General features: G+C 63.7%; 21 protein-coding genes. 2 read left to right on the top strand and 19 right to left on the bottom strand.

All coding sequences use genetic code 11. From position 1 onward, the window contains the following. Positions 1 to 1,085: transposase (locus BMY67_RS18580; RefSeq protein WP_143069930.1), on the bottom strand; the 1,085-nt coding region annotated here is incomplete at its 3' end. 286 nt (positions 1,086 to 1,371) lie between these two features. Between BMY67_RS18580 and BMY67_RS18575 the strand changes: the two genes are divergently transcribed. Further along, positions 1,372 to 2,727, top strand: a complete 1,356-nt coding sequence (locus tag BMY67_RS18575) for an MptA/MptB family glycosyltransferase (protein WP_092774287.1) — start codon at positions 1,372 to 1,374, stop codon at positions 2,725 to 2,727. A gap of 14 nt (positions 2,728 to 2,741) precedes the next feature. Here BMY67_RS18575 and BMY67_RS18570 read toward each other — a convergent pair whose 3' ends face one another. The 7 genes from BMY67_RS18570 to BMY67_RS18540 all read right to left on the bottom strand — a co-directional run bounded on the left by BMY67_RS18570 (position 2,742) and on the right by BMY67_RS18540 (position 7,870). Then, positions 2,742 to 3,371: a TIGR04282 family arsenosugar biosynthesis glycosyltransferase gene (locus tag BMY67_RS18570; protein ID WP_092774286.1), complete on the bottom strand. Its 630-nt coding sequence runs from the start codon at positions 3,369 to 3,371 to the stop codon at positions 2,742 to 2,744. 68 nt (positions 3,372 to 3,439) lie between these two features. After that, positions 3,440 to 4,033, bottom strand: coding sequence for a rhodanese-like domain-containing protein (locus tag BMY67_RS18565; protein WP_092774285.1), 594 nt, complete (start codon positions 4,031 to 4,033; stop codon positions 3,440 to 3,442). A gap of 97 nt (positions 4,034 to 4,130) precedes the next feature. Then, positions 4,131 to 5,180: an arsenosugar biosynthesis radical SAM (seleno)protein ArsS gene (gene arsS, locus BMY67_RS18560; RefSeq protein ID WP_092774292.1), complete on the bottom strand. Its 1,050-nt coding sequence runs from the start codon at positions 5,178 to 5,180 to the stop codon at positions 4,131 to 4,133. A gap of 109 nt (positions 5,181 to 5,289) precedes the next feature. Next, positions 5,290 to 5,625, bottom strand: coding sequence for an arsenosugar biosynthesis-associated peroxidase-like protein (locus tag BMY67_RS18555; protein WP_092774284.1), 336 nt, complete (start codon positions 5,623 to 5,625; stop codon positions 5,290 to 5,292). Positions 5,626 to 5,712: 87 nt separating this feature from the next. Next, entirely contained in the window at positions 5,713 to 6,255 is a 543-nt protein-coding gene (locus tag BMY67_RS18550; RefSeq protein WP_177189936.1) for a heme NO-binding domain-containing protein, read from the bottom strand. A 134-nt stretch (positions 6,256 to 6,389) separates the two neighbouring features. Continuing rightward, entirely contained in the window at positions 6,390 to 7,310 is a 921-nt protein-coding gene (locus BMY67_RS18545; protein WP_092774282.1) for an anti-sigma factor, read from the bottom strand. Further along, entirely contained in the window at positions 7,310 to 7,870 is a 561-nt protein-coding gene (locus tag BMY67_RS18540) for an RNA polymerase sigma factor (RefSeq protein WP_245745094.1), read from the bottom strand. The genes BMY67_RS18545 and BMY67_RS18540 overlap by 1 nt, the downstream gene beginning before the upstream one ends. 323 nt (positions 7,871 to 8,193) lie before the next feature. Between BMY67_RS18540 and BMY67_RS18535 the strand changes: the two genes are divergently transcribed. Next, complete coding sequence (locus tag BMY67_RS18535; RefSeq protein ID WP_092774280.1) at positions 8,194 to 9,591, top strand: NAD-dependent succinate-semialdehyde dehydrogenase; 1,398 nt, start codon at positions 8,194 to 8,196, stop codon at positions 9,589 to 9,591. 101 nt (positions 9,592 to 9,692) lie between these two features. Here the strand turns inward: BMY67_RS18535 and BMY67_RS18530 are convergent, their stop codons facing one another. The 11 genes from BMY67_RS18530 to BMY67_RS18480 all read right to left on the bottom strand — a co-directional run bounded on the left by BMY67_RS18530 (position 9,693) and on the right by BMY67_RS18480 (position 22,147). Beyond that, positions 9,693 to 10,451, bottom strand: coding sequence for a YdcF family protein (locus BMY67_RS18530; RefSeq protein ID WP_092774279.1), 759 nt, complete (start codon positions 10,449 to 10,451; stop codon positions 9,693 to 9,695). A gap of 14 nt (positions 10,452 to 10,465) precedes the next feature. Beyond that, positions 10,466 to 10,804, bottom strand: a complete 339-nt coding sequence (locus tag BMY67_RS18525; RefSeq protein ID WP_092774278.1) for a thioredoxin family protein — start codon at positions 10,802 to 10,804, stop codon at positions 10,466 to 10,468. Positions 10,805 to 10,905: 101 nt separating this feature from the next. Further along, positions 10,906 to 12,204: a sensor histidine kinase gene (locus BMY67_RS18520; protein WP_092774277.1), complete on the bottom strand. Its 1,299-nt coding sequence runs from the start codon at positions 12,202 to 12,204 to the stop codon at positions 10,906 to 10,908. 159 nt (positions 12,205 to 12,363) lie between these two features. Next, positions 12,364 to 13,743, bottom strand: coding sequence for a sigma-54-dependent transcriptional regulator (locus BMY67_RS18515; protein ID WP_092774276.1), 1,380 nt, complete (start codon positions 13,741 to 13,743; stop codon positions 12,364 to 12,366). Positions 13,744 to 13,979: 236 nt separating this feature from the next. After that, positions 13,980 to 14,681 carry a GIN domain-containing protein gene (locus BMY67_RS18510; RefSeq protein ID WP_092774275.1) on the bottom strand — a complete coding sequence of 234 codons (702 nt, stop codon included), beginning with the start codon at positions 14,679 to 14,681 and terminating at the stop codon, positions 13,980 to 13,982. 120 nt (positions 14,682 to 14,801) lie between these two features. Further along, positions 14,802 to 15,608, bottom strand: coding sequence for a DUF5694 domain-containing protein (locus tag BMY67_RS18505; protein ID WP_245745093.1), 807 nt, complete (start codon positions 15,606 to 15,608; stop codon positions 14,802 to 14,804). 206 nt (positions 15,609 to 15,814) lie between these two features. After that, positions 15,815 to 17,017, bottom strand: coding sequence for an FtsX-like permease family protein (locus BMY67_RS18500; RefSeq protein ID WP_092774274.1), 1,203 nt, complete (start codon positions 17,015 to 17,017; stop codon positions 15,815 to 15,817). Further along, positions 17,014 to 18,264: an ABC transporter permease gene (locus tag BMY67_RS18495; protein ID WP_092774273.1), complete on the bottom strand. Its 1,251-nt coding sequence runs from the start codon at positions 18,262 to 18,264 to the stop codon at positions 17,014 to 17,016. Before BMY67_RS18495 ends, BMY67_RS18500 begins: the two co-directional genes overlap by 4 nt. Before the next feature lie 45 nt (positions 18,265 to 18,309). Then, positions 18,310 to 18,978, bottom strand: a complete 669-nt coding sequence (locus tag BMY67_RS18490; RefSeq protein ID WP_092774290.1) for an ABC transporter ATP-binding protein — start codon at positions 18,976 to 18,978, stop codon at positions 18,310 to 18,312. A gap of 383 nt (positions 18,979 to 19,361) precedes the next feature. Beyond that, positions 19,362 to 20,726 carry a TolC family protein gene (locus BMY67_RS18485; protein WP_177189935.1) on the bottom strand — a complete coding sequence of 455 codons (1,365 nt, stop codon included), beginning with the start codon at positions 20,724 to 20,726 and terminating at the stop codon, positions 19,362 to 19,364. A gap of 176 nt (positions 20,727 to 20,902) precedes the next feature. Continuing rightward, positions 20,903 to 22,147 carry an efflux RND transporter periplasmic adaptor subunit gene (locus BMY67_RS18480; protein WP_092774271.1) on the bottom strand — a complete coding sequence of 415 codons (1,245 nt, stop codon included), beginning with the start codon at positions 22,145 to 22,147 and terminating at the stop codon, positions 20,903 to 20,905. Positions 22,148 to 22,638 lie beyond the last annotated feature (491 nt).

Genomic DNA, 22,638 nt, shown 5'->3' with positions numbered 1-22,638 from the left:
GGCGGTTGCGCAAAGATGGTCACGACTTTTTTTAAAATATCGCGCTCCATTTCCACGCGCCGCAACTCGGCGCGTAGCTGCTTGATTTCGTCGCGCTCGGCACTACTGGGCACCGCCTTTTCCAGGGCCTCGCGTTGCCAGCGGCCGAGCAAAGCCGGCGAAATGCCTTGGGCACGGGCCACGTCCGTCTGGCGGGCTCCGGCCGCTACCTGGCGCACGCACTCGGCTTTGAAAGCGGGCGTATACTTCTTGCGTGTGGCGGACAAGCCGCCAGGATTCAGTTTCTCGGTCATGGGCAGTGGAAGATAAGACTTCTCACTGTCCGTTTTTACTGGACCACCCCATATACTCCCTTCGTGCCAGACCGTTACCGTTGATTTGGAACCCATGCTAAAGGTGGGCACGCTGGCGGCGGTTGATTCGCGGTTAAGAAACCCCACGTTGTACACGACCCAATTGGCATAGCGCGGATTGAGAGTTTTGGGCATAATCGCGTGCGCGCCCCAGCTGTTGAGCGGGTCAAGGCAGATAGTCCATTGGGCGGCTTTGGTACGGAAGCGGTACAACGAATCGAGCTTGCCAATGAGGTTGTCGCTGGCGAGCTGGTCCCGCACGGGTTGGGCCCAGGCAGCATAATCGGCCTGGTGCAGCTGGTAAAAGGCCCAGAAGTGGCTGTCGTCGAAAAACTGCTTACAGAGCCGCATATACGTCTGAATAGAGTCCTGACCGTTCAGGCTGTACCAATCGGTTTGTGCCGGATAGTGAATGCGCACGGCCGGAAAATTATCGAGGCAGTACCCCAGTTCGGGCAGGTCGGGGTATACGCCCTTCAACTGCCGGGCATACTGTACCGCCGGGTGGTTGGCGAACGGGGCGAAATAGGCCTGGGCTTCTTTGGCATAAACCGATTGGTTGGGCGGCGGATATTTGTCCGCCAGCAGCTGCACCACCGTGAATAACTCGATGCCAGGATGCACCAGCACCGTAACCCGGTCGGCGGAGGACGGAGTCGTGGTGGCACGGGACTGGGCAGCCAAGTCTTGGCCGGTTAAAAGAATCAACAAAAAGGCAAGGAGAGTTTTCATGGCAGTGCGTTGGTGGTTGATTGGGCTTTTAGACCTCAGTAAATAGATGACGCTTCAAAAGAAGCGTTCCTGCTCCCCTGCGCCAACCCCGATTGACCAACCCGCCATTTTCGGTGACCAACGCCCCACCAGCCGGATTGCTAGCGCGGCTTTCGACAGCAAAACCGGCACTAGGGCTACCTTTAGCATCCTAGCAGCTGAACAAGGCCTGGGCGTTACGCAGTAACGCCACCAGATGGGGAATAGGCCCTTATATAAATAAGCACGAACAGATTCTAAGCCCCGCATGAAACTTGCCCACCTCGCCGCCCTGCTGCTGAGCGCCGCCGCCTACGGGCTGCTGGCCTACGCCGTGCCGCGGCCGGCGTTCGGGCTGCTGGCGGGGCTGCTGGGGCTGGCGTTCGGGCTGTACGCGTGGCTGTTGAAAACGGGCCTGCCGCTGCGCCAGGGGATGCTGATGGCGCTGCTGCTGCGCCTGCTCTGGCTGCCCGCCCTGCCCGCCCTCTCCGACGACTACCACCGCTTCCGCTGGGACGGCCTGCTGCTGCGAGAGGGCCACAACCCCTACCGCTACCGCCCCGACGAGCTGGCCGGCCCCGACGCATCGCCGGAAACGACCAAGCCGCATCCAACTACCAACGACCAACTACTAAAATCCATCTACCCCCGCCTCAACTCACCGCATTACTACTCGGTGTACCCGCCCGTCGACCAGGCCGCGTTTGGCTTAGCGGCCTGGCTGATGCCGGATTCGGAGCGCGGCTTTGTGGTGGCGTTGCGGGGGCTGCTGTTGCTGGCCGAAGCGGCCACGGCCGGGCTGCTGCTGGCGCTGCTGCGGCAGTTTGGGCAGCCGGCCGGGCGGACGCTGTGGTATTTGCTCAATCCGCTGGTGATTGTGGAGCTGACCGGCAACATGCACTTCGAGGGGCTGGTGGGTTGCTTTCTGCTGCTGATGTTGTGGCTGCTGGCGCGGGGCCGGGTGGCGACGGGTGGTGGGGCGCTGGCGCTGGCCGTGGCCACCAAGCTGCTGCCGCTGCTGGTGCTGCCGCTGCTGCTGCGCCGTTTGGGCTGGCCGCGGCTGATGTGGTTTGGGTTGACCCTGGCGGTGGTATTGGCGGCGCTGTTCGGTCCGTTTCTGAGCCTGGAACTGGTTGAAAACATCGGCCGCAGCCTCAACCTGTACTTCCGCTCCTTCGAGTTCAATGCCAGCTTCTACTACCTCGGGCGGGCCGTGGGGCAATGGCTGTCGGGCTACAACCAGATTGCCCTGCTGGGCCCCGCCCTGGCCCTGCTCACGGCCACCGGCGGGCTGCTGCTGGCCGCCACCGAGCGGCGCCCGACCTGGGCCACGCTGCCGCGGGCGCTGCTGCTGCTGCTCACGCTGTATTTTCTGCTGGCCACCACCGTGCACCCCTGGTATTTGGCCCCGCTGGTGCTGCTGAGTTGCTTTACGCGGGCCCGCTACGCGCTGGTATGGTCGGGCCTGGCGGGGCTGTCGTACGCCGCCTACCGCACTTCGGCCTATACCGAAAACCTGCCACTGGTAGCGCTGGAGTACGCCGTGGTGCTGGCCGTGCTGCTGCTCGATTTCCGTCAGGGCCGGCTCAGCGGACCCGAAACGGCCAGCTCGCAGCCCCGCTGAATAATCCGGCGCGCCTAGCCGCGGGGCAGCGCGGGGCCGGTGGCCGAGGCCGGATTTTGCTGCCAGGTCCGCAAATCATCCACAGTGTCGAGGTCCTGCAGCTCGGGCAGCAGATGCACCCGCAGGCCCAGCCGGGCGGCATCGGCCAGGGTATCGGCCCGTACGGTATCCGTACTCCAGGTTTTCCCGACAAAGAAATCGGGGTGCAGCCGTTTCATGCCCAGCAGATAATAGCCGCCATCTACTGCCGGGCCCAGCACTACGTCGTGGGTTTGCAGGGCCGCGTAGGCTTCCGTCAGATGAGCCGTCGTCAGGCCCGGGCAGTCGGTGCCGATGATGACGGCCGCCTGCACGGCGCGGGCAAAATCGTGCGCAAAAGCGGCCTGCATCTTCTGGCCCAAGTCGCCGGGCGGCTGGGGCCGCTGCTCGAAGCCAGCCCAGTCGGCAGCGGCGGCCGGTGCGTTATCGTCGCCACCAACCAGCCAGGCCGTTTTGAGCACGGGCAGCGGGGCTACTACGGCGCGGGTGTGGCCCAGCAGGGCACGGTAGGCCGCCAGCGCCGCCTCGTTGCCGATACCGGCCGCAAGCCGGGTTTTCACGCGCCCCAGCTCCGGGTGGCGGGCAAAGATGATAAGCGAATTCAAGACGTGCGCGAGTGGCTAAACGTGGCGGAATGAGTGAATGCGGCAACCAATGGCAGGCGTGGTCTGACTCACTGTTTCGCCTCGTACACCGGGTTGCCGGTTTTCAGCCAGGGCCGCCAGAGCAACGAATACGGGTGCACATCAGCCGTCGGGCCCTTGGCATTCACCACGCCCTCGCCATCATTAAGCCACTGAAAAATACCGCCGTACAGGTTTTGCACGTTCGTATAGCCCTGCTGCTTCAGCCAGGTACCCACTTCTTCGCTGCGGGCGCCCACAGTGCAGTACACCACAATCGGACGGGTGCGGGGCACACCGGCCAGCTTCAGGTCGCGGTAGTGCTCGTAATTCACGAAGCGGGCTCCGCGCAGGTGGCTCACCTCGTACTCGGGCTGCGTGCGGGTGTCGAGCAGCAGCACATCGGCGCGGCCGGCAGTGGGGGCTTCGTGCAGCCACGTGGCCAGGGCCTTGGGCTGAATCGTGGGCACGGTGTTCTTGTAGAGCAGGCCCAGCATCCGGTCGTACGCCGTCATAGAGTGGTCGGCTTTGGCGGCCGGACTCTGGCCGCAGCTGCTGGTACTCATCAGCAGCAGCAGCAGCCCCGTGGCCAGCAGCCGGCGGCCGCAGAGCAGTTGAGGAAATGAGAAAAGGACGCTTTTCATAGATAACAGGCCATTTGGCAGCCGGTAGCAGAACAGGCAAACGGAGCCCGGCAGTTCATTGCCCGGCGCCCGCCCTTCGGGCAGGCCGGCTGCATGCCTACGCAGTGGTGCCGCCGCAGCTGGAGCCGGCCCCGGCCGTGCAGCCGTAGCAGTGCTGGTTGATAACAATGGTGCGGTCCTGGAGCAGGGCCTCGTCGAAGTCGCGGATGTGTTTGGGCGCCGGGCCACTCACAAGCAAGTCGAGCTGCTGGTTGAAGTCGCAGTCGTAGAGCTGGCCGTCCCAGCCGATGCTTAGCGTGCTGCGGCACATCACGTTGGCGGCGGCCGTGGGGTTGTAGGCGTCTACGAGCTGCTGCATGTACTTTTCGTAGTTGCCGCTTTCGAGCAGGTAATCCAGAAACCGGCTCACCGGCAGGTTGGTAATCGTGAGCAGGCTGTTGAACACGATACCGAACTCGCGCCCCAGCCGCTGCTTGAACTCGCGCTCCAGCCCCGCCTGCGAGCCGGGCATAAACGCGCCCGAAGGGTTGTACACCAGATCCAGCGTCAGGTCCGAATCGGGCTGGCCGTAGCCCACGGCGTTCAGCATCTTCAGCGCCCGAATCGACTTCTCGAACACGCCCTCCCCCCGCTGGGCATCGGTGCGGCCAGCCGAAAAGTGCGGCAGCGACGACACCACCTGCACTTTGTGAAGCGCGAAGAACTCCGGCAAATCGTGGTATTTTTTGTTGGCCACGATGATGGTGAGGTTGCAGCGCACGATGGTGCGGCGGCCCAAAGCCGATATCTGCTCCACCAGCCACCGGAAATCGGGGTTCATCTCGGGCGCGCCGCCCGTCAGGTCCACCACCGCAATATCGGTCCGGGCCAGCGCATCCAGGCAGAGCTGCATGGTTTCGCGGGTCATGATTTCCTTACGGTCGGGCCCGGCATCCACGTGGCAGTGCTTGCAGACCTGGTTGCACATGCGGCCCACGTTGATCTGCATGGTTTGCAGGGCCGTGGGCCGCAGCGGCAGCAGCCCGGTTTCGCGCAGCTTCTGCCCAAACGCCGGCAGCCGCGCCCCCGCCGCCTCGGCTTCGGTGAGCACAGTAAGCTGGTAGCCGGTATCGGCAAGGGGCGCATGGCGGGCCTGGAGGGACTTTATCACTGATTTCTGTGAGTTTAGTTTGACGGCGCTGAATAAATCATTGTTTCCTGCTGATGAGCCGTGCCTGAATCAGTGCAATCACGATTAATCAGCGAAAATCAGTGATTTACATCGATAATTCTTTCGCTTTGTTCATCATCTGTACGCTATGCACGAGGGCGGCTCCGCCCTTGATGGCGGCCGCTACGTGCACGGCTTCCATCATCTGGGCTTCGTCGGCACCCTTCTGGAGCGAGTCGGTGGTGTAGGCATCGATGCAGTAGGGGCACTGCACGGCGTGGGCGACGGCCAGGGCAATGAGGGCCTTTTCGCGCTCGGTCAGGGCCCCGTCCTTGAACACCTCGGCGTAGTAGGCGAAGAACTTATTGCCCATTTCGGGCTGCCAGTCGGTGATGTTGCCGAATTTGGCCAGATCGGCGGGGTTGTAGTAGGTGGATTCCATGGGGTGGACGCGAGATTAAACGGAAACGATGAGAGTCAGTGCTTTTTATACAGCCGGGAGGCCATACTGTTCAGTTAGCCAACCAGGTCAGGCGAGGCGGCGCACCCGGATGCGGACGTGCTCGCCGTTTTCGCTGGTGGTGGGCTCTACCTCGATGCGGTCGGCTTCGTTGTAGTAGCTGGCCATGCCCCGCACCATGCCCACGGCCAGCGCCCCCATCCGCCGGCCCGACACGTAGTCGATAAACAGCTCGTCGGGTGAGAGGCGGGTGACGCTGAGCACGGGCGGGTTGTTTTCGGCGTGCTCGGCCCGCACCTGGCGGTGCATGGTGTTTTCGGTGTGCTCCAGCATATCAAGCGTCGTCCAGTTGGGGTCGAGCAGCTTCTGATACATGTACATCAGGTCGGGCACCAGGTACTCGCCAAACTTCTCGTGCAGCTCGTCGGCCGAGAGGCCGGTCATGGTAGCGGCCTCGCCGATGAGGCGGTACATGTGCTCGTCGGGGTACACGCTTTTGTGGTCGAAATCAGTCGCCGACAGGCCTGCGGCCTCCAGCAGCCGGACCCAGGCGCTGTGGTCGTACTGCGTCTGGACGTAACGCTTAAGCAGCGTGAAGATGGTTCCGTGCAAGGGTAAGTCAGTTGAAAAGTAAAGGATAAAAAGGATAAAGGCCGAAGCTGTTTCGCAGCGCCTGTAAACCAATTACGGAACAGGCAAACTACGAAAATCAGCTTCGGCCTTTCATCATTTACTTTTTGCGCTACCTAGATATTACCCACCACCGTGAGGGTGCTCATCGTGGGGGTCGGCTTGCCACCGATGTCTTCCACCGTTACGGCGAAGGCCTGGGCACTGGCAATGTTCTTCATCTGCTGGATGCTGTCGCCGGTAGCCGTGGCGGGGTTCAGCATGCCGGCATCTACGGGCTGGCCATTGTCAAGGGCCCAGAGCTGGTACTGCTTGCCTTCGGGCAGTTCGGGCAGGTTGCGCACATCGACGTACACGGCCTTGGTGGTGGCATTGTAGTACACGCGGGCCAGGGCGTCGGGTGCTTTGGGCGTACCCTTCAGGTCGACGCTGCGGAAGGCCTGGTTGCGCAGGATAGCCAGCTGCTGGTCGCGCTCATTGAGAGCGGCCTGCTGGGTAGCGGCGTAGCGCGACTGTTCGGCCTGGGCGACCTGGAGGCTGCTTTCGGTTTCCTTCAGCCGGCTGTACAACAGGTAGTTGCCCAGCCCGCTGATCAGCAGCAGCGCCACGGAAGCCGCAATCAGCCAGCGGATGCGGCCGGCATCGGCGGCGGCCGGCAGCTGCCGCACCACGGCGCCCCCCTCGGTGTCGGCGGGGGCCGCCGGCTCGGCAGGGGCTACGGACATGCGCGGGACGGCGGCAACCGGCGGGGCCGGCACTACCGGTGTCACCGGAGCCGCTGGCGCGGCGGGCGGGCCGGTTTCGCGGATGGAGTTTTCCCAGGCCTCCAGCACCCGCTCGCGCAGGCCGGCAGGCGGCGCCAGGGCGTGGGCTTCGGCGTAGGCGTCGAGGCCGCTGATGACGGCGGCCAGCTCGCGGCCCACGGCCGGCTCCTGCTGGGCCACGCGCTCAACTTCGGCGCGTTCATCGGCGCTGAGTACGCCCAGCGCGTATTCTTCGAGGATGCCCGATTCGATGTAGTGCTGCACGTCCAACATTAGCGGACTAATTTAGAAAGTACTTTGATGGCCGCCCGGGCACGGGTTTTTACCGTTCCCAGGGGCAGATTGAGTTCTTCTGCCACTTCGCTTTGCGTAAATCCGCCGAAATAAAGCAGGTCCACAATCTGGCGCTGATCCGGATTCAGCTGCCGCGTCATTTCCTGCAAGCCAATGTGTTCGGGCCGGAAAGAAGGTTCGGCGGCCAGACGCTGCGCGGCGGAACTATCTTCCAGCGGTTGCGTGCGACTACCTACGCGGTACTGCTTGGAGCGGATTTTATCGATGGCCAGATTACGGCTCACGTTCATCACCCAGGTAAACAAACGGCCCTTGCCGGCATCGTAGGAGGGGAAGGAATGCCAGATTTTTACCATCGCCTCCTGCAGCACATCTTCGGCGGTTTCTTCCTTTTTTACAATGCGCAGGATCACGCCGTAGAGGGCGGCCGCGTATTTATCGTAGAAGATGGTCATGGCCCCTTCGTCCCGGTCGCGCAGGCGTTGCACGAGCAGCAGTTCGGTTTCCAGGGCTACAGAATCGGGGGGGGAGGCAGGCACGAGCAGCAACTAAGGAAGGTGGAAAGGCGTAGCACAGCCTGTCCGGCGGATGAAGCGAAAGTACGGCATAAACCGCTACTTCTACGGCCTGCGGCACGAAAAAACACGATACCGCTACAGGTGAGCTTTGTTCTACAGGCAGTACGCCCGGGCTGCCCGCGAAGTTGCCCGGCCGCCGGGGCCGCCAGGGCCGCGGTCCGGCGGGTCAATCCGGCCGTTATTTTTCTGTTTACCAACAAATTGGCTGACCTCGCTTAGCCCGCTCCGGCTGGTTTTGCCCGGTCGCCGGTCTTTCCCCTCTTCCACCCTACTGTTCTGCTTTCATGCCTATAGCCTCCGTAAACCCCTACACCGGCCGCACCGAGCGGCAGTTCGACGCCTTCAGCTGGACTCAAACCGAGCAAATTGTGCGCGAGGTGCACGCGGCCTTTGCCGGGTGGCGCACCACCTCGTTTGAGCACCGCGCCAGGCTGATGCACCGGGCCGCCGACTTATTGCGCGAGCGGGCCGATGAGCTGGCCCGCCTCATGGCCATTGAGATGGGCAAACCCCTGGCCGACGGCCGCGCCGAAGCCAATAAGTGCGCCCTGTGCTGCGACTTCTACGCCGACCGGGCCGCCGAATTTCTGGCCGATGAATTCATTGAAACCGAGGCGCAACGCAGCTTTATTGCCTACGAGCCGCTGGGTGCGGTGCTGGCCGTGATGCCCTGGAACTTCCCGTTCTGGCAGGTCGTGCGTTTTGCTGCCCCGGCCCTGATGGCCGGCAACGTGGGCCTGCTCAAGCACGCCTCCAACGTGCCGCAGTGCGCTTTGGCCCTCGAAAAAATATTCCACGATGCCGGTTTCCCGCCGGCCACCTTCCGCACCCTACTCATCGGCTCCGATTTGGTAGACAAGGTGATTGAGGACGAGCGGGTAATGGCCGTGACGCTGACCGGCTCGGAGCCGGCCGGCGCGGCCGTAGCGGCCACGGCGGGCCGCCAAATCAAGAAAACCGTGCTGGAGCTGGGCGGTTCCGATGCCTTCATCGTGCTGGCCGATGCCGACCTGGCGCTGGCTGCCAAAACCGCCGCCCAGGCCCGCATGATCAACGCCGGCCAGAGCTGCATCGCGGCCAAGCGCTTCATCGTGGAGAAGCCGATAGTTAAGGAGTTCATCGCCCAGCTGAAGGAGCACCTCCAGGCCCTGCGCTACGGCGACCCGCTGGCCGAGGGCACCGACTACGGCCCCCTGGCCCGCCCCGACCTGGCCGACGAGCTAACCGAGCAAGTCGAGGATTCGGTGCAGCAGGGTGCGAAGGTGGAGCTGGCAGGCGGCCAGCCGGCGCCCGGCAGTGCCCAATTCGCGCCCATGATTCTAAGCAACGTGCAGCGCGGCCAACGCGCCTACACCGAGGAGTTCTTCGGCCCCGTAGCCCTGGTGCTCGAAGCCGCGGACGCCGACGATGCCATCCGGCTGGCCAACGACTCGCGCTTTGGCCTGGGCGGCTCCGTCTGGACCCGCGACACCGGGCGCGGCGAGCAGCTGGCCCGCCGGGTGCAGGCGGGGGCCGTGTTCGTCAACAGCCTCGTTAAGTCTAGCCCCGATATGCCCTTTGGCGGCATCAAAAAGTCGGGCTACGGCCGCGAGCTGTCGCACCTGGGCATCCGCGAGTTCGTCAACCAGAAGTCCATCTGGATTGCGCGGGAGGAAGAGCCTCAGGAGAAAAAGGTGGAATAGACCAATGCTGCCAGCGCGGATAATGCGCACAAAAGGTGTCATGCTGAGCGCAACGAAGCGGAGCCGAAGTATGACACGTTCTATTTCACCCCTCCCCTTTCTCACAAATACCCCAGCACCTTGTATACCACGTAGCCGGCCATTTCGTGCAGCAGGACGCCCCACAGACGCAGAGGCTCTTCGGACGGCAGCAACAGGGCGGCGGGCGTGTAGCGGCGGTCGACGGAATAATAGGCAGCCGGAAAAGTTGCGGGTTGCAGGCCGACTTTGGCAAAGCAGCCCGCCGCCCGCCGCATGTGGAAGGCCGAGGTGATGAGCACCATGCGCCCGATTTCGGGGTGCAGGGCCAGTAGCTCCTTGGTAAAAACGGCGTTTTCGTGGGTGTTGCGGCTGCGGGTTTCCAGCAGAATATGCTGCCGGGGCACGCCGGCCAGGCGCAACAGCGTCCGCAGGTCGGCGGCTTCGGAGCGGGCTACCGAATCGAAGGCCGCGCCCGAGCCGCCCGAGATGAGGATGCGGTGGATGCGGCCGGCCCGGTAGAGCCAGAGCGTGTGCAGCAGCCGGTCGGCCCCTGCCCCCAGGTACACCCGGTCGTGGGGCGACTTATGCACATCGGTGATGCCCGTGAGCAGGATGCCCGCATCGTAACCGGTGCCGAGCTGGCGGAGTGTAACGGGCGGGCGCTCCCAGGCCAGCAGCGCCTCGTTGGCCAGAAACGGGTTGGTGAACAGCAGCAGTAACCCGGCCGCGGCCCACAGCAACCGGCGGCGGCGCCACAGCAACCCGATTAGCAGCAGCCCCACTATCCAGAGGGCGGGCGAAAGCAGAAAATCAAGCAGCTTGGAAAGCAGGAAAAACATGAAGCTGAGACCCGCTATTGTGCTGTATCGGTGCAGGTTTGCAGGTTTTGCAGCATGGCCTTTACCTGGTCTTCGGTATAGAGCGTGTCGCACTCGGTGAGACGTCCCCGGCAGTAGGCCACAAAAAATGGCGCAATGCGGGAATCCATCAGCTTGCGGGCCACCGGGTTCTCGTTTACGTCGAGGCGCAGAAAGGCCGTATTCTGGTATTCATCTTCCAACGAAAAACGCACGAAAGGCGGAGCGAGCAGGTCGCAAACCGGGCAGTTCTCGGCCGTAAACTTGGCCAGCACCCGCGGATAGTCGTGGATAAGCGTGCGCAGGCCCTCGTCGTTGGTATCAATAACTTTCATGGGGCAAAGATAGGGACGGGGTGATGAAGGAATAGGGTAATAACGTCATTCAGAGCGCAGCGAAGAATGACGTTATTACCCCAGCACCCCAAACCGCTACCTCAAAACCAAATCGTAAACGCCGTGCGGCCGTTCTGCGCGGTTTCCAGGCTGAAGCGGAAGCCATGTTGGAGCAGAATGTCGCGGGTGAGCAGCAGGCCGATGCCCTGGCCGTCGCGCTTGGTGCTGAAAAAGGGCGTGAACAGCCGGCGCTGCACTTCGGGGCTTAGGCCGGGGCCGTCGTTTTCGATGACGAGCAGCGGCGGGTGAAGCTGGGTACGTACCCATACGTTGCCGTTTTCGGGGCAGGCTTCGAGGGCGTTCTTGCCGATGTTGAGCAGCGCCTGCTCCAGCTGCTGGGCATCGAGGTGGATGAGCAGCGGCCCCTCGGCCAGCGCCGAATGCCAGCTGATGTGGCGGGCCCGGGCGGGCAGGTGCAGCAGCCGGGCCAGGTGGCGCAGCAGCTCGTGCACGTCGGTGGGCTGGGGGCGCGGGGGCGGCAGGCGCACGAGGTGGGCGAAACCGGCCGTGAACTCGACCAGGTTGGTGTTGCGCTGAATGGCCACCTCCAGGGCCTCGCGGAAATCGGGCTGGTCGGCGGCTGCGAGTTGGGGCGCGTAGTGCCGGAAGCTGTGCAGCAGCGAGTTGATGGCCCCGATGGAGTTATTGACCTCGTGCGACATCATGCGGATGAGCTGCTCGTAGGCCTGCTTTTCCTGCTGCATCAGCTCGCGGGTCAGCTCTTCGAGGATAATGAACTGGCGCGAAAATCCCCTATCCAGGAAGTGCGAGCAGCTGGCGCGGTACGTGTGCAGGCCCGAGAGGCGCACCACCTGGGGCTCGGTTTCGCGCAGCCGGCCCAGGGCGGCGCCCCACTCGCCGGGCAGCTCGGCCGGCCGGCTGCCCAGCAGCGCGGCGGCGGGCCGGCCCAGCAGCCGCTCGGCGGCCGGGTTCACGCCTACCATCTGCCCCTCAAACGAAAGCAGCAGCACCCCGGCGGGTGAGGCCTGAATCAGGCTTTCAAGCAGGTGGCTTTTCTCGTGCTGGCTGACCCGCTCGCGCCGCAGCGCATCAAGCATCTGGTTGTATACACCGATGAGCTGGTCCATCTCGCGCTGGCCCACGGGCACAAACTTGAGCGAAAAATCCTGGGCCTGCATGGCCGCCGTGCCCGCCGCAATCAGCTCGAACGGCCGCACAAAGCCCCGGTACAGCTGCACCGTGAGCCAGATGCTGACGAGCAGCAGCACCTCCAGCCCCACAAACAGCGGCGCGTTGGTGGGCATGAACTGGGCCGCCAGCACGATGAGCACCGCATGAATCAGCACCACGAACAGCAGGAATTTAAGGCGCAGGGACATGGGTGGTGGAAAGTTGGGGTGAATATATTGTCATCCTGAGCATGTCGCGCATCAGGCGAGGACGAAGGACCTTGTACCACCATTGCGGCTAGTAGTATCAGGTCCTTCGTCTTCGCCTGATGCGCGACATGCTCAGGATGAAAGCCCTTTGCTGCTGCCTTACGTCCCTACTACCTCAATCCCGTACTTTTCCAGCCGGCGGTACAGCGCCCCGCGGCTCAGGCCCAGGGCGCGGGCCACGCGGCTCAGGTTGCCCTCGTAGTGGGCCAGCGTGCGCCGAATCATCTGCTCCTCCAGCTCATCGAGCGTGATGGTGCCGGGGGCGGGCAGTTCGCCGGCAGCCGGGGCAGCGGCGGGCAGCGCGGCGGTCTGGGCCTGAAAATCGTCGGGCGTCAGCTCGTCGTGGGTGGAAACCAATACGGCCCGCTCCACCACGTTTTTCAGCTCTCGGATGTTACCGGGCAGCGGCTGCTCCTGGAGCCAGTGCAGGGCCCGGGTGCCCACCTGCAACTGGGGCCGCTGGTAGGTGGCGCGCAACTGCTCCACGAAATGGCGCACCAGCAGGCCGATATCCTGGGGCCGCTCGCGCAGGGCGGGCAGGCGCAGCGTGAGCAGGTTGATGCGGTAGAACAAATCTTCGCGGAAGCGGCCGGCCCGTACTTCCTCGGCCAGGCGGCGGTTGGTGGCGCACACCACCCGGATGTCGAGGCGGCGGGGCTTGCTGTCGCCGAGCACCTCGTAGGTGCGGTCCTGAAGCACGCGCAGCAGCTTCACCTGCGAGGCCAGGTCCAGCTCCCCGATTTCATCCAGAAAAATAGTACCGCCCTGGGCCAGCTCGAAGCGGCCCACGCGGTCGGTTTTGGCATCCGTAAACGCCCCCCGGCGGTGGCCGAACAGCTCGCTCTCAAACAGCGAGGCCGAAATGCCGCCCAGATTCACCTTCACAAAGGGCCCGCGGCGGCGGGCACTGTTGCGGTGCAGGGCCTCGGCAATAAGCTCCTTGCCCGTGCCCGACTCGCCCTCAATCAGCACCGAGGCATCGGTGGCCGCCACCTGGCCCACCTGGCGCAGCACCTGCAACAAGCCCGCATCGTGCCCCACAATGGCCCCAAAATCGTAGCGGGCGTCGAGCTGGCGGCGGGTGAGGGCGGTTTCGGCGGCCGGGGCGGGGGCGTGCAGGGCCAGCACGGTTTCCAGCGTACTTAACAGGTGCTCGTTGTTCCAGGGCTTGGTCAGGAACTCGGCGGCCCCGGCCTTCATGCCCTCCACGGCCAGCGCGATGCTGCCCCAACCCGTTAGCAGAATGACCGGCAGCGCGGGGAATCGCTGCTTGAGCTCCCGCAATAGCCGCAGCCCGTCGGCGCCGCTGGTTTCGAGGGCGAAGTTCATATCCAGCAGCACGAGTTGGGGCAGCGTGGCTTCGGCAGCGGCCAGGGCCCCGGCCGCCCCCGGCACCGCCTGGGTCTGGTAGCCGGCCTGCTTCAGCAGCAGGCCCAGCGAGGTACGCACGGCCACGTCGTCGTCAACGAGTAAAATCATGGTGGTTGTTGAGGGAAGACAGTACTTGCGGGGCGCCTCCCCCCCGGCCCCCTCTCCTCAACGGAGAGGGGGTGCCAGCCCATTTAGCTGTTAGCTAATAGCTGATAGCTTTCGTTCGGCCTAAAAGCTATCAGCTAATAGCTGTCGGCTAACAACTCCGACAGAGGCTCCCCCTCTTCGTTGAGGAGAGGGGGCCGGGGGGTGAGGCGACCGTGGAGGGCGACTACGCCAGGAACCTAGCGGCTCCGCACGCTGCCGCCGCTGCTGGTGCTTTTGCGCACTTTGGCCGGGCCGCTGTAGCTGACGCCGCCGCCGCTGCTGGCGTTGGCCAGCAGGTTTTCCTGCACGTTCACGGCTACGTTGCCGCCGCTGCTGGCGCTGGCCTCACAGGCAGCCGCCTCCAGGGTGCGGCCCTTGAACACGGCCCCGCTCGATACGTCTACTTTCAGCTGTTTCACTTTCCCGGTGAGCGTGGCCGTGGCTCCGCTGCTCAGGTCGAGGTTGAGTTGGGCGGCGCGGAAGTCGGCCACCAGTGAGGCGCCCGACGAGAGGTCGACGGCCAGCTTGTCGGTGGCGTAGGGGCCGGGCACGGTGAGCAGGGCCCCGCTGCTGCCATCCAGCTTGTTGATGACGGGGGCCGCCACTTCGACGTGCAGCGTCCGGAGGTAAGTTTTGCGAGCCTTCTTCTCCTCCTCATTCCGCTCGAAGGAAACCACGAGCACGCCGTTGCGCACTTCGGTTTTGAGGCGGACCAGCAGTTCCGCCGTTTCGGCGCGGGCCTCCACGCGCTGGGCGCCGGTGGTCAGGTTCACTTCGATGCCATTGCTGACTTCGATGGCGGTAAAGGGTGCGAGCGTGCGGGTTTCGGCGGCTGTCTGGGCCAGGGCGGGCACCAGGGCCAGCAGCCAGAGCAGGGCAAGGGTCGTCAGGTTTTTCATAAGAAGGCAAGGAAAAGTGGTAGAATATTGGGGCAGATGCGCGCCGGCGGGATTCGGTTGCCTGGCTTCTGTTCTGGCGTAGTGTTCTGGCAGAGCTGGGAAGCTGGCCGACGGGCCGACTTACTTATCCAGGACCAACAGCTTCTTTTTATTGGTTTTCAAATACTTCGCGGCATGCACGAGCTCATAGTCAGGATTGACGGCCAGCAGCTCTTCCAGCACCCCCACGTGGGCCAGGCCGAACAGCATCATCACTCGCCTGGCCTGGGTTTGCCGCTGCGCCCGCAGGATGTTCGAGTAGATTTTGAGGTTGCGGTTGTAGAACAGGGTGATAAAATGGGCCCCGATATATTCGGTGTCCACTTTACCTACATCGGCCGTATTGGTGCCGTCCGCGGCAAAACTGCCGTTCATCACCTGGGCCGGGGTATTGAACTGCATGCGGTGCAGCAAGCCAATCAGCTCGGGCTGGTTGGCCAGTGCCAGGTAATCGTAGAGCGAAAGGCTGTCTTTTTGCACCAGCGCTTTCAGTGGCCGGGAAGCGGTCTGCAACAGCCGCAGGTCCCGCGTATAGGCTTCGATGTTGGTGCCACTGTTCAGCAGGCTTTGCGATGTTGAGGTAAAGTAATTGACACCCTTGGGGCTGGGCAGCCCTAGTTGCCGGGCCAGCGCGAACCCAATCTGGTACCGCTCACCACGCCCAGATGGTAGGTCTTCCAGCCGCAGAGTTCCTTTCTGATACAGGGCATACAGGCTATCAATCTGCGGCTGCTCTTTCGGTTCAGCTTCTACCAGAATAATATCGGGCCGAAACCTGGCCAGCTGCGCCCGCACCTGCGCCAGCTCCGCCTGCTTTTTGGGGCTGAAGACATCGGACTCGGGCTGTTTATTGTAGAGCTGACTAAGGTGGTCGGAGCCGACTACCATAACCTGAATTTTCGGGGGCTTGGCACGTTGCGCCCTGCCCATTAAGGGCAGGCTTAGCGCTACTAGAATCAACAGAAGGCGAAAAAAGAACTTAACAGGCATCAGGAGCAGTAAAATGCGGGGTTTGATGATGTTGGACAATTGAATAGTTGCTGGCTGCTGCTAAACGAAGCCTGCGGTTGAAGCTTTCAGCAGCAGTAAATCCCTCACTCTTCGCGCAGAGCCACCGCCGGCTGGATGCCGGCCGCCAGCCGGCTCGGGTACAGCGCGCAGACCGTCGCCAGCAGGTACAGGGCTCCGGCCGCCAGCAGCATGGCCGTAAAGTAGATATCGGGCCGCACGTTCTGCACCCCCAGCAGCGGAAACTGCACGGCCACCAGCAGGCCCAGTGCCAGCCCGAAGGTAGTAAGCACCAGGATTTCGCCCAGCACCTGCCGGCTGATGCCGCCGGCCGTAGCGCCCATCGCCCGGCGCACGCCCAGTTCGCCCCGCCGCCGGCTGATGTTCAGCCACAGCACCCCAAACAGGCCCAGCGCCACGTTCAGCAGCAGAAACACGCTCATGGACCCCAGCAGCAACGGCTTGGTCAGGCGCATTTTCATTTGCACGGTGTGCATGTCGGTTAGGGTGCGGATGGTGCCCGTCCAGCCGGGCCCGATGCGGCGCACGTCGTCGGTGAGTTGCTTTTCGAGGGCCGCCCCGCTGCCTGGTTTCACCCGCAGCAGCACCGACTGGGCCAGGAAGGTCGTGTCGTTGGGCAGGATGGCCTCGAACATGGACGGCAGCGGCTCCTGCAGCTCGCCATCGGTGCGGTAGGCGCGTACCACCCCGATAACGCGCCTGCTCGGTTCGTTATTACCCGCTAGCAGCCCATTCAGCGCCGAACGGCCGTCGGGGTACATGGCCCGTTGCAGCCGCTCGTCGATAACCACCGGAACGTGGGCGCCCTGCACCGCGTCGGCCGGGCCAAACCAGCGGCCGGCTACCAGTTCCAGGTTCATTACCGCTCGCAGTTCGGGTCCGATATAGTAGGTATTAATGGGTCCACTAGGCCGCCGGGTTGAGTCGTGCGGCTCAACAAAGTCCAGCCTGGTTTGGCTGTCATTGAATGAAAAAGGCGTATTGCCGGCCGTCAGGGCAGCCCCTGCTACCTGGGGGTTGGCCCGCAACTCAGCCATGAGCTGGCGCTGGGTGCCGAACTGCTCGGTCCGGGGCTGCGCGCCGGTTGTGAAGTTGAGCTGCCATACCTGGGCATAATCGAAGCCCAGCGGCTGCCGGTAGTTGGCCCACAGGTTGGTGCCAATCGTGCCGACGGCAAACAGCACCACGAAGGCCAGAAATATCTCGACTACCAGCAGGGCGTTGGCCCGGCGGCGGTTCCACATCAAAGTAAACAGGTGGCGAATCATAGGGCAATTCCTCCTTTAAGAGCCTGGTTGGCCGGTAGTTTCGACATTTTGTAGGCCGGGTACACGCCCGACAGCAACCCGAAGAGCAGGGCAAGCAGCAGCCCCACGCCAAACACGCGCCCATTCACTCCCAGGTGGGCATAAGGAATGAAGTGGCTTTCGTTGAGCAGGTGCAACACCAGCGCCGCCAGCCCCAGCCCCAACAGGCCCCCGAGCAGCGTCAGCAGCACGTTTTCGAGCAGAAACTGCCGGATGAGCATGCCGCCGGTGGCCCCGAAGGCCTTGCGCACGCCTATTTCGGCGGCCCGCTCCAGCGTGCGGCTCACGTTGATGTTGACGAGGTTGATTGCCGGCAAGAGCATAAACAGCAACCCCAGCCCCACCCACTGCCGCCAGAAGCTGGCCGCGTCGCCGTCCTGGCCGGCGGCGTTGTTGTGGCTGGCCATGTAGTGGGCCAGCAGCGTGCGGGCGTACGACTTGATTTCCTGGTACTGCCCGGGGTCGGGAATGGGCAGCCGGGCCAGCACCTGCTGATACTCGGCCTGAATGGCCGGTACATCGGCTGTCCGGCGGGCCAGCACAATGGCCTGGTAGTCGCCCATAAAGCCGGGGTCGCGCAGGTCGGCGGTAGTAGTGGTTACGGGCAGCCAGCACTCGGCGTAGGTCAGCTCGCGTGAGGTAGGCACGTCGCGCACCACGCCCAGCACCTGGTAGGGCTGGCCTTCGAGCTGCACGCGCTGGCCCACGGCCGCGGCGGCCGATCCAAAGCTGCGGCGGGCTACGGTTTCGTTGAGCACCAGCACACGGGCCGCGTCGCGCACCTCAGCCAGGTTATAGGGCCGCCCGGCCACGAAGTCGAAATCAAGCACTGCCCAATAGTTGCCATCGGTGTAGCAGCGGTCCACTTTCACTACCTGCTCGCCCACGTACAACGTAATGTTGACAGAGCCCCGCTCGCTCACGGCCACCTTTTCGGGCGTGCGCAAAGTCCGGACGTAGCGGTTGAGGAAGTCGTAGCCCACGCTGGAGGCACTCTGCGACTGAGGCCCGCGCAGGATCATGCGGTTGATGAACAGCAGCCGGTCGGCGCGTAGCTCGGGCCGGGCTGGGCCCACCGCGTCGTCGAACAGCGCGTACAGCACCACCAGCATCATCAGCGTAAACGAGATGCCGAACAGGCTGATAAAGGTGAAGAACTTGCGCCGCAGCAGCACCTTCCAGGCAATTTTGAGGTAGGAAAGAAACATAAATGTTGAGGTCTTGGATGACGACGTTTTTGGTTTTTCCGGCCCCTAACTCACCTGGCTGCCGTCGAAAAACCGGATGAGGCGCTGGGTTTTCAGGGCCTGCTGCTCGTCGTGGGTGACCATGACGATGGTCGTGCCCTGCTCGCGGTTGAGGGTTAATAGCAGGTCCATAATTTCCTCGCCCATCACCGAGTCGAGGTTGCCGGTGGGCTCGTCGGCCAGGATGATTTCGGGCTCCCCGGCCAGGGCCCGGGCAATGGCCACGCGCTGGCGCTGCCCGCCCGAAAGCTGGCTCGGAAAGTGGCCGGTGCGGGCGCCCAGGCCCACTTTTTCGAGGGCCGCGTAGGCCCGCTGGCGGCGCTGGCGGCCCCCTACCCCGGACCGGTACAGCAGCGGCAGCTCCACGTTATCGAGCACCGAGAGGTCGTTTATCAGATGGTAGCTCTGGAAGACGAAGCCGATTTTGTGGTTGCGCAGGCGGGCCAGTTCCTTGTCGGAGTAGCTCTGCACGGGCCGGCCATCGAGTTCGAGCGTGCCGCTGGTGGGCTCATCGAGCAGCCCCATAATGCTGAGCAGCGTCGATTTTCCGCAGCCCGAGGGCCCCATCACCGACACGAATTCGCCCTGATTGATGGTGAGGTTGACGTGGTTGAGGGCCACCGTTTCGATGGTGCGGGTCTGGTACACCTTCTCGATGCCGGTGAGCTGGAGCACGGCCCGGCCAGCGCCCGTTGCCGGGGCAGTGGCGGGCTGAGACTGGAAAGAGTCGGTGGCGGAAGTGAATAGGTTGGTCATAAGGCGGAAGTTGAACGGGTAAGCTGTCCGGTTTTGAACAAGGGAAGCAGGGAGTTATAGGAAAGTAGCCAAGCAGCGGGCCAAACTTGCAAAACACTGATTTTTATGATTTTGACACTGATTTAAATGATTCGGGGTGGTGGAAATTGTGTCCGGTTTCGGACGGGTTGTTCGGTAGTGCACCCCACCCCCCGGCCCCCTCCCCTCCGGGAGAGGGGGTGCGTTCTGGCAGAACAGTTCTCGCGTCTGGCTCCCCCTCTCCCGGAGGGGAGGGGGCCGGGGGGTGGGGTGCGACGTTGCCCCTACTCCAGCGCCTCGCCCCGCTCAAAATCGTACAGCGTCAACGCTCTTAACCGATAGTGCGCCACCCAGGCGGCACGCAAGGCCTCAATGTAGCTGCGGCGGGCCTGGTCTTTTTCGGCGGTGGCGATGGTGAGGTCGGTGAGGCTGATGCGGCCGACCTGGTAGGTGGCCTGGGCAATGGCGTAGCGTTGGCGGGCCAGCGTATCGGCGCGGGCGGCCAGGGCTAGCTGGGTGGCCAGCGGGGCCAGCTGGGCGGCTTGTACCTGCACTTCCTGCTCGAACGTGGCCTGCTCCTGCTGCACCTCGGTCTGCACTTGGCGGCGGGTTAGCTCGGCGGTTTTTACGATGGCCTGCCGCCGGCGCCAGTCCACGAGCGGGACGGCGAAGCTCAGGCTCACCTGTTGCTGCTGTTGCAGGGCGGCGTAGGTGTCCCAGAGGTTGGGGGCCTGGTTGATGTAGCCCAGGTTGGCCGCGAGCGTGGCCTGAAAGCCGGTGGTGCCGCGGGCCCGGGCCACTTCGCGCTCCGCTTCGAGCAGGCGGCGCCGGAAGCCCAGCACCAGCGCCCGGTTCTGCCGGGCCTGGCTCAGGGCCAGTGGGGGCGGCACCGTCGGGAGGCTTGGAGCGGCGGGAACTTGCAGGCGCAGGTTTTCGGCGGCCAGACCGGTGTAGCGCTGCAACTCCACAGCCGCGTTTTGGGCATCGAGTCGGGCCTGGATTTCGGCCTGCTGAGCCGTGAGCAGGTTGAGTTCGAGCCGCAGCAGGTCGCTTTGCGAAAGGCGGCCCAGGTTGTACCGCTCCCGGCCCAGGCGCAGCAGCTCGGCGTTGGCCTGCACGTTCTGGCCCGCCACTTGGGCGCTTACCTGCTGGCTGAGCACATCAAAATACAGCTCCGTCACGCGCTGGGCAATGGTTTCGCGCTCCTCCACCAGCTGCCGGCCGCTTTCCTGGTAGCGCAGCGGCTCCAGCCGCCGCGCCCAGCGCAGCTCGTTGAAGCGCCCCACCGGCTGCATCAGCCCCAGGGCCACCGGCTGGTTGTTGTAGCGGCGAATGCTGCCGTTGAAATCGTCGAACCGCTGCACCTCCGAGGCCACGAACACCTGCCCGCCGGTCAGGCCGATATTCTGGCTGAGCGTGAGGGCCAGGTTGGAGTTGTTGAGCCGCACGGCCCGGAAATCGGTGGTGCCATCGGGCTGCACCACCGGCGTAACGGCCCGGCTGTAGCCCGGCAGCACACCCTGCAAACCCAGCTGGGGCCGGTAGTTGGCCCGGTAGCCCCGCCACTGCCAGTAGCGCTGGTCGCGGCTGGTAACCGCCCCCCACGCCACCGCCGACTGGGCCAGCGCCTGGTCGATAACGGTTTTCAAGCTGATAGCGGTTAGCTGATAGCGGTTAGCCTCGTTCTTTGAGCTGTTAGCTAGTAGCTGATAGCTGTCAGCTTTCGTGCTTGTATCCTGCTTGACGATGGTTGTCCGCTGCGCATTGGCTTCCAGACCGAAAAAGCTAACAGCTAACAGCTGACAGCTAATAGCTAAGTAGGTTTTCATTGTATCGTCAGTTCAGGCGTGTCCAGGTGGTCTTTCATGTCGGAGACGATAACTTCCTCGCCGGGGCGCAGGCCGCCGAGCACCTGCACGTAGTCGAAGTTGGAGTCGCCGAACTGCACGGTGCGGCGCACGGCCTGGCCGTTCTGCACCACGAAAACCGGCTGCTCCCGGCCGCCCTGGTAAAAGGGGCCGTTTTTGACCCGCACGATGTTGTGGTGGGCTTTGGTGACCACAAACACGTCGGCGCGCAGGTTGGGGCGCAGGGCCGGGTGGTGGTCCTGGGCCAGCGTGGCGTAGAAAGTCACCGTGCCCTTATCCACGGCCGGGCTGATGGTGCTGATGGTGCCGCGCAAATCCTGGTCGTTGATGCGCACGACCACCGGGTCGCCGGGGCGCAGGGCGTCGGCGTAGGCGTCGGAAATGGTGGCCCGGACGCGGAAGCGCGTCAGGTCGGCCACGCGGGCCAGCGGGTCGCCGGCCTGCACGGTGGTACCCAGCGCGTCGTTTACCCACGTCAGCACGCCCGGCTGCTGGCTGCTGATGTTGGCCTGGGCCAGCTTGCCGGCCAGCTCCTCGATGCTGCGCTGCTGCATCTGCACCGTGAAGCCCAGCTCGCGGCGGTCGGCGGCGTTGGCGGCCCGCTGGTTGGCAATCTGCTCCGTCAGGCGCTGCTGCTCCAACTGGGCCACGCGCAAATTCAGCTCGGCCTGGCGCACGCTCTCGGCCGTGCCCCCTCCTACTTTCAGCAAATACTGCTCGTCGCGCAGGGCCGATTGCAGGCTGTTAATGCGCACCGTTTGCACCCGCTGCTGGGCCTGCAAATCGTGCAGAGCTTTTTCGAGGGCCAATTGGAGCTGGCTGCCGCGGTTGCGGTTCTGCTGCTGGCCGTCTTCGAGCTTAGCCAGGGCCGAGGCGGTTTGCTCCCGGTCGAGCTCCACTATCGGCTGGCCGGGCTGCACCCGGCTGCCCACGGCCACCAGTACCTGCCGGATGGTGCTGGCAATGGGACTGGTGAGCACCGCCTCGTGGGCCGGAATAACCACGCCGGCCGCCGTGAGCGAGGCTTCCACGTTGCCGCGCTCCACGCGGGCCAGCAGCAAAGCGTTGCGCTCCAGGCTGGGCCGCAGCACCGTGCGGAAGGCCAGCAGGGCCGCGCCCAGGGTCAGCAGCAGCCCCGCGCCCAGCAGCCAGCGGCGGCGCCGGCGGTGGTTTTGGGTGGAAGGGGAAATGGCTCTGTCCATTTTCGTACAGGTAGAAGTAAGGTTCTACCAAGTACAGCCAACGGCCGTGCCATTTCTCCAAACAACTGCTTATCATATTATTACACGCCTTCACCATTGATTATGGGTTGCTAAACCTGTCCGCTTCCGGACAGCTTGTTCGGTTGCGCAAGTGCGGCCTAAGCCCCAGTTTCAGCACATGCGGCCCCGCTCTGAAAAAAACGGCGCCCTAGGCAACGCCTGCCCCGGCAGCACCATCTACCCCACCAACAGCCCGCTTCAGCCCCTGAACCTGCGGGCGAATCGGCCCTAAATGCCCAAAACTGCCGCTTTATAGGGAAAGGTGAATTTATTTTCAACAGTACCTTGCGTTGCATAGTACCTTTAGTTACCTTTGGCTTGTTGATTAAGTAGAACCCGGCCCTGCGGCTGCTCCTCAAGCGGAGCCCGGCACGGCCCCCACCGAACACCGCCTTCGCGCCAACCGGGCCGGGCGGGTGGGCCCCGGTCGG

Source organism: Hymenobacter actinosclerus, assembly GCF_900111515.1.
GTDB classification, from domain to species: domain Bacteria; phylum Bacteroidota; class Bacteroidia; order Cytophagales; family Hymenobacteraceae; genus Hymenobacter; species Hymenobacter actinosclerus.
The sequence above is the reverse complement of the archived record's forward strand: the minus strand, read 5'-3'. Positions and strand labels throughout refer to the sequence as shown.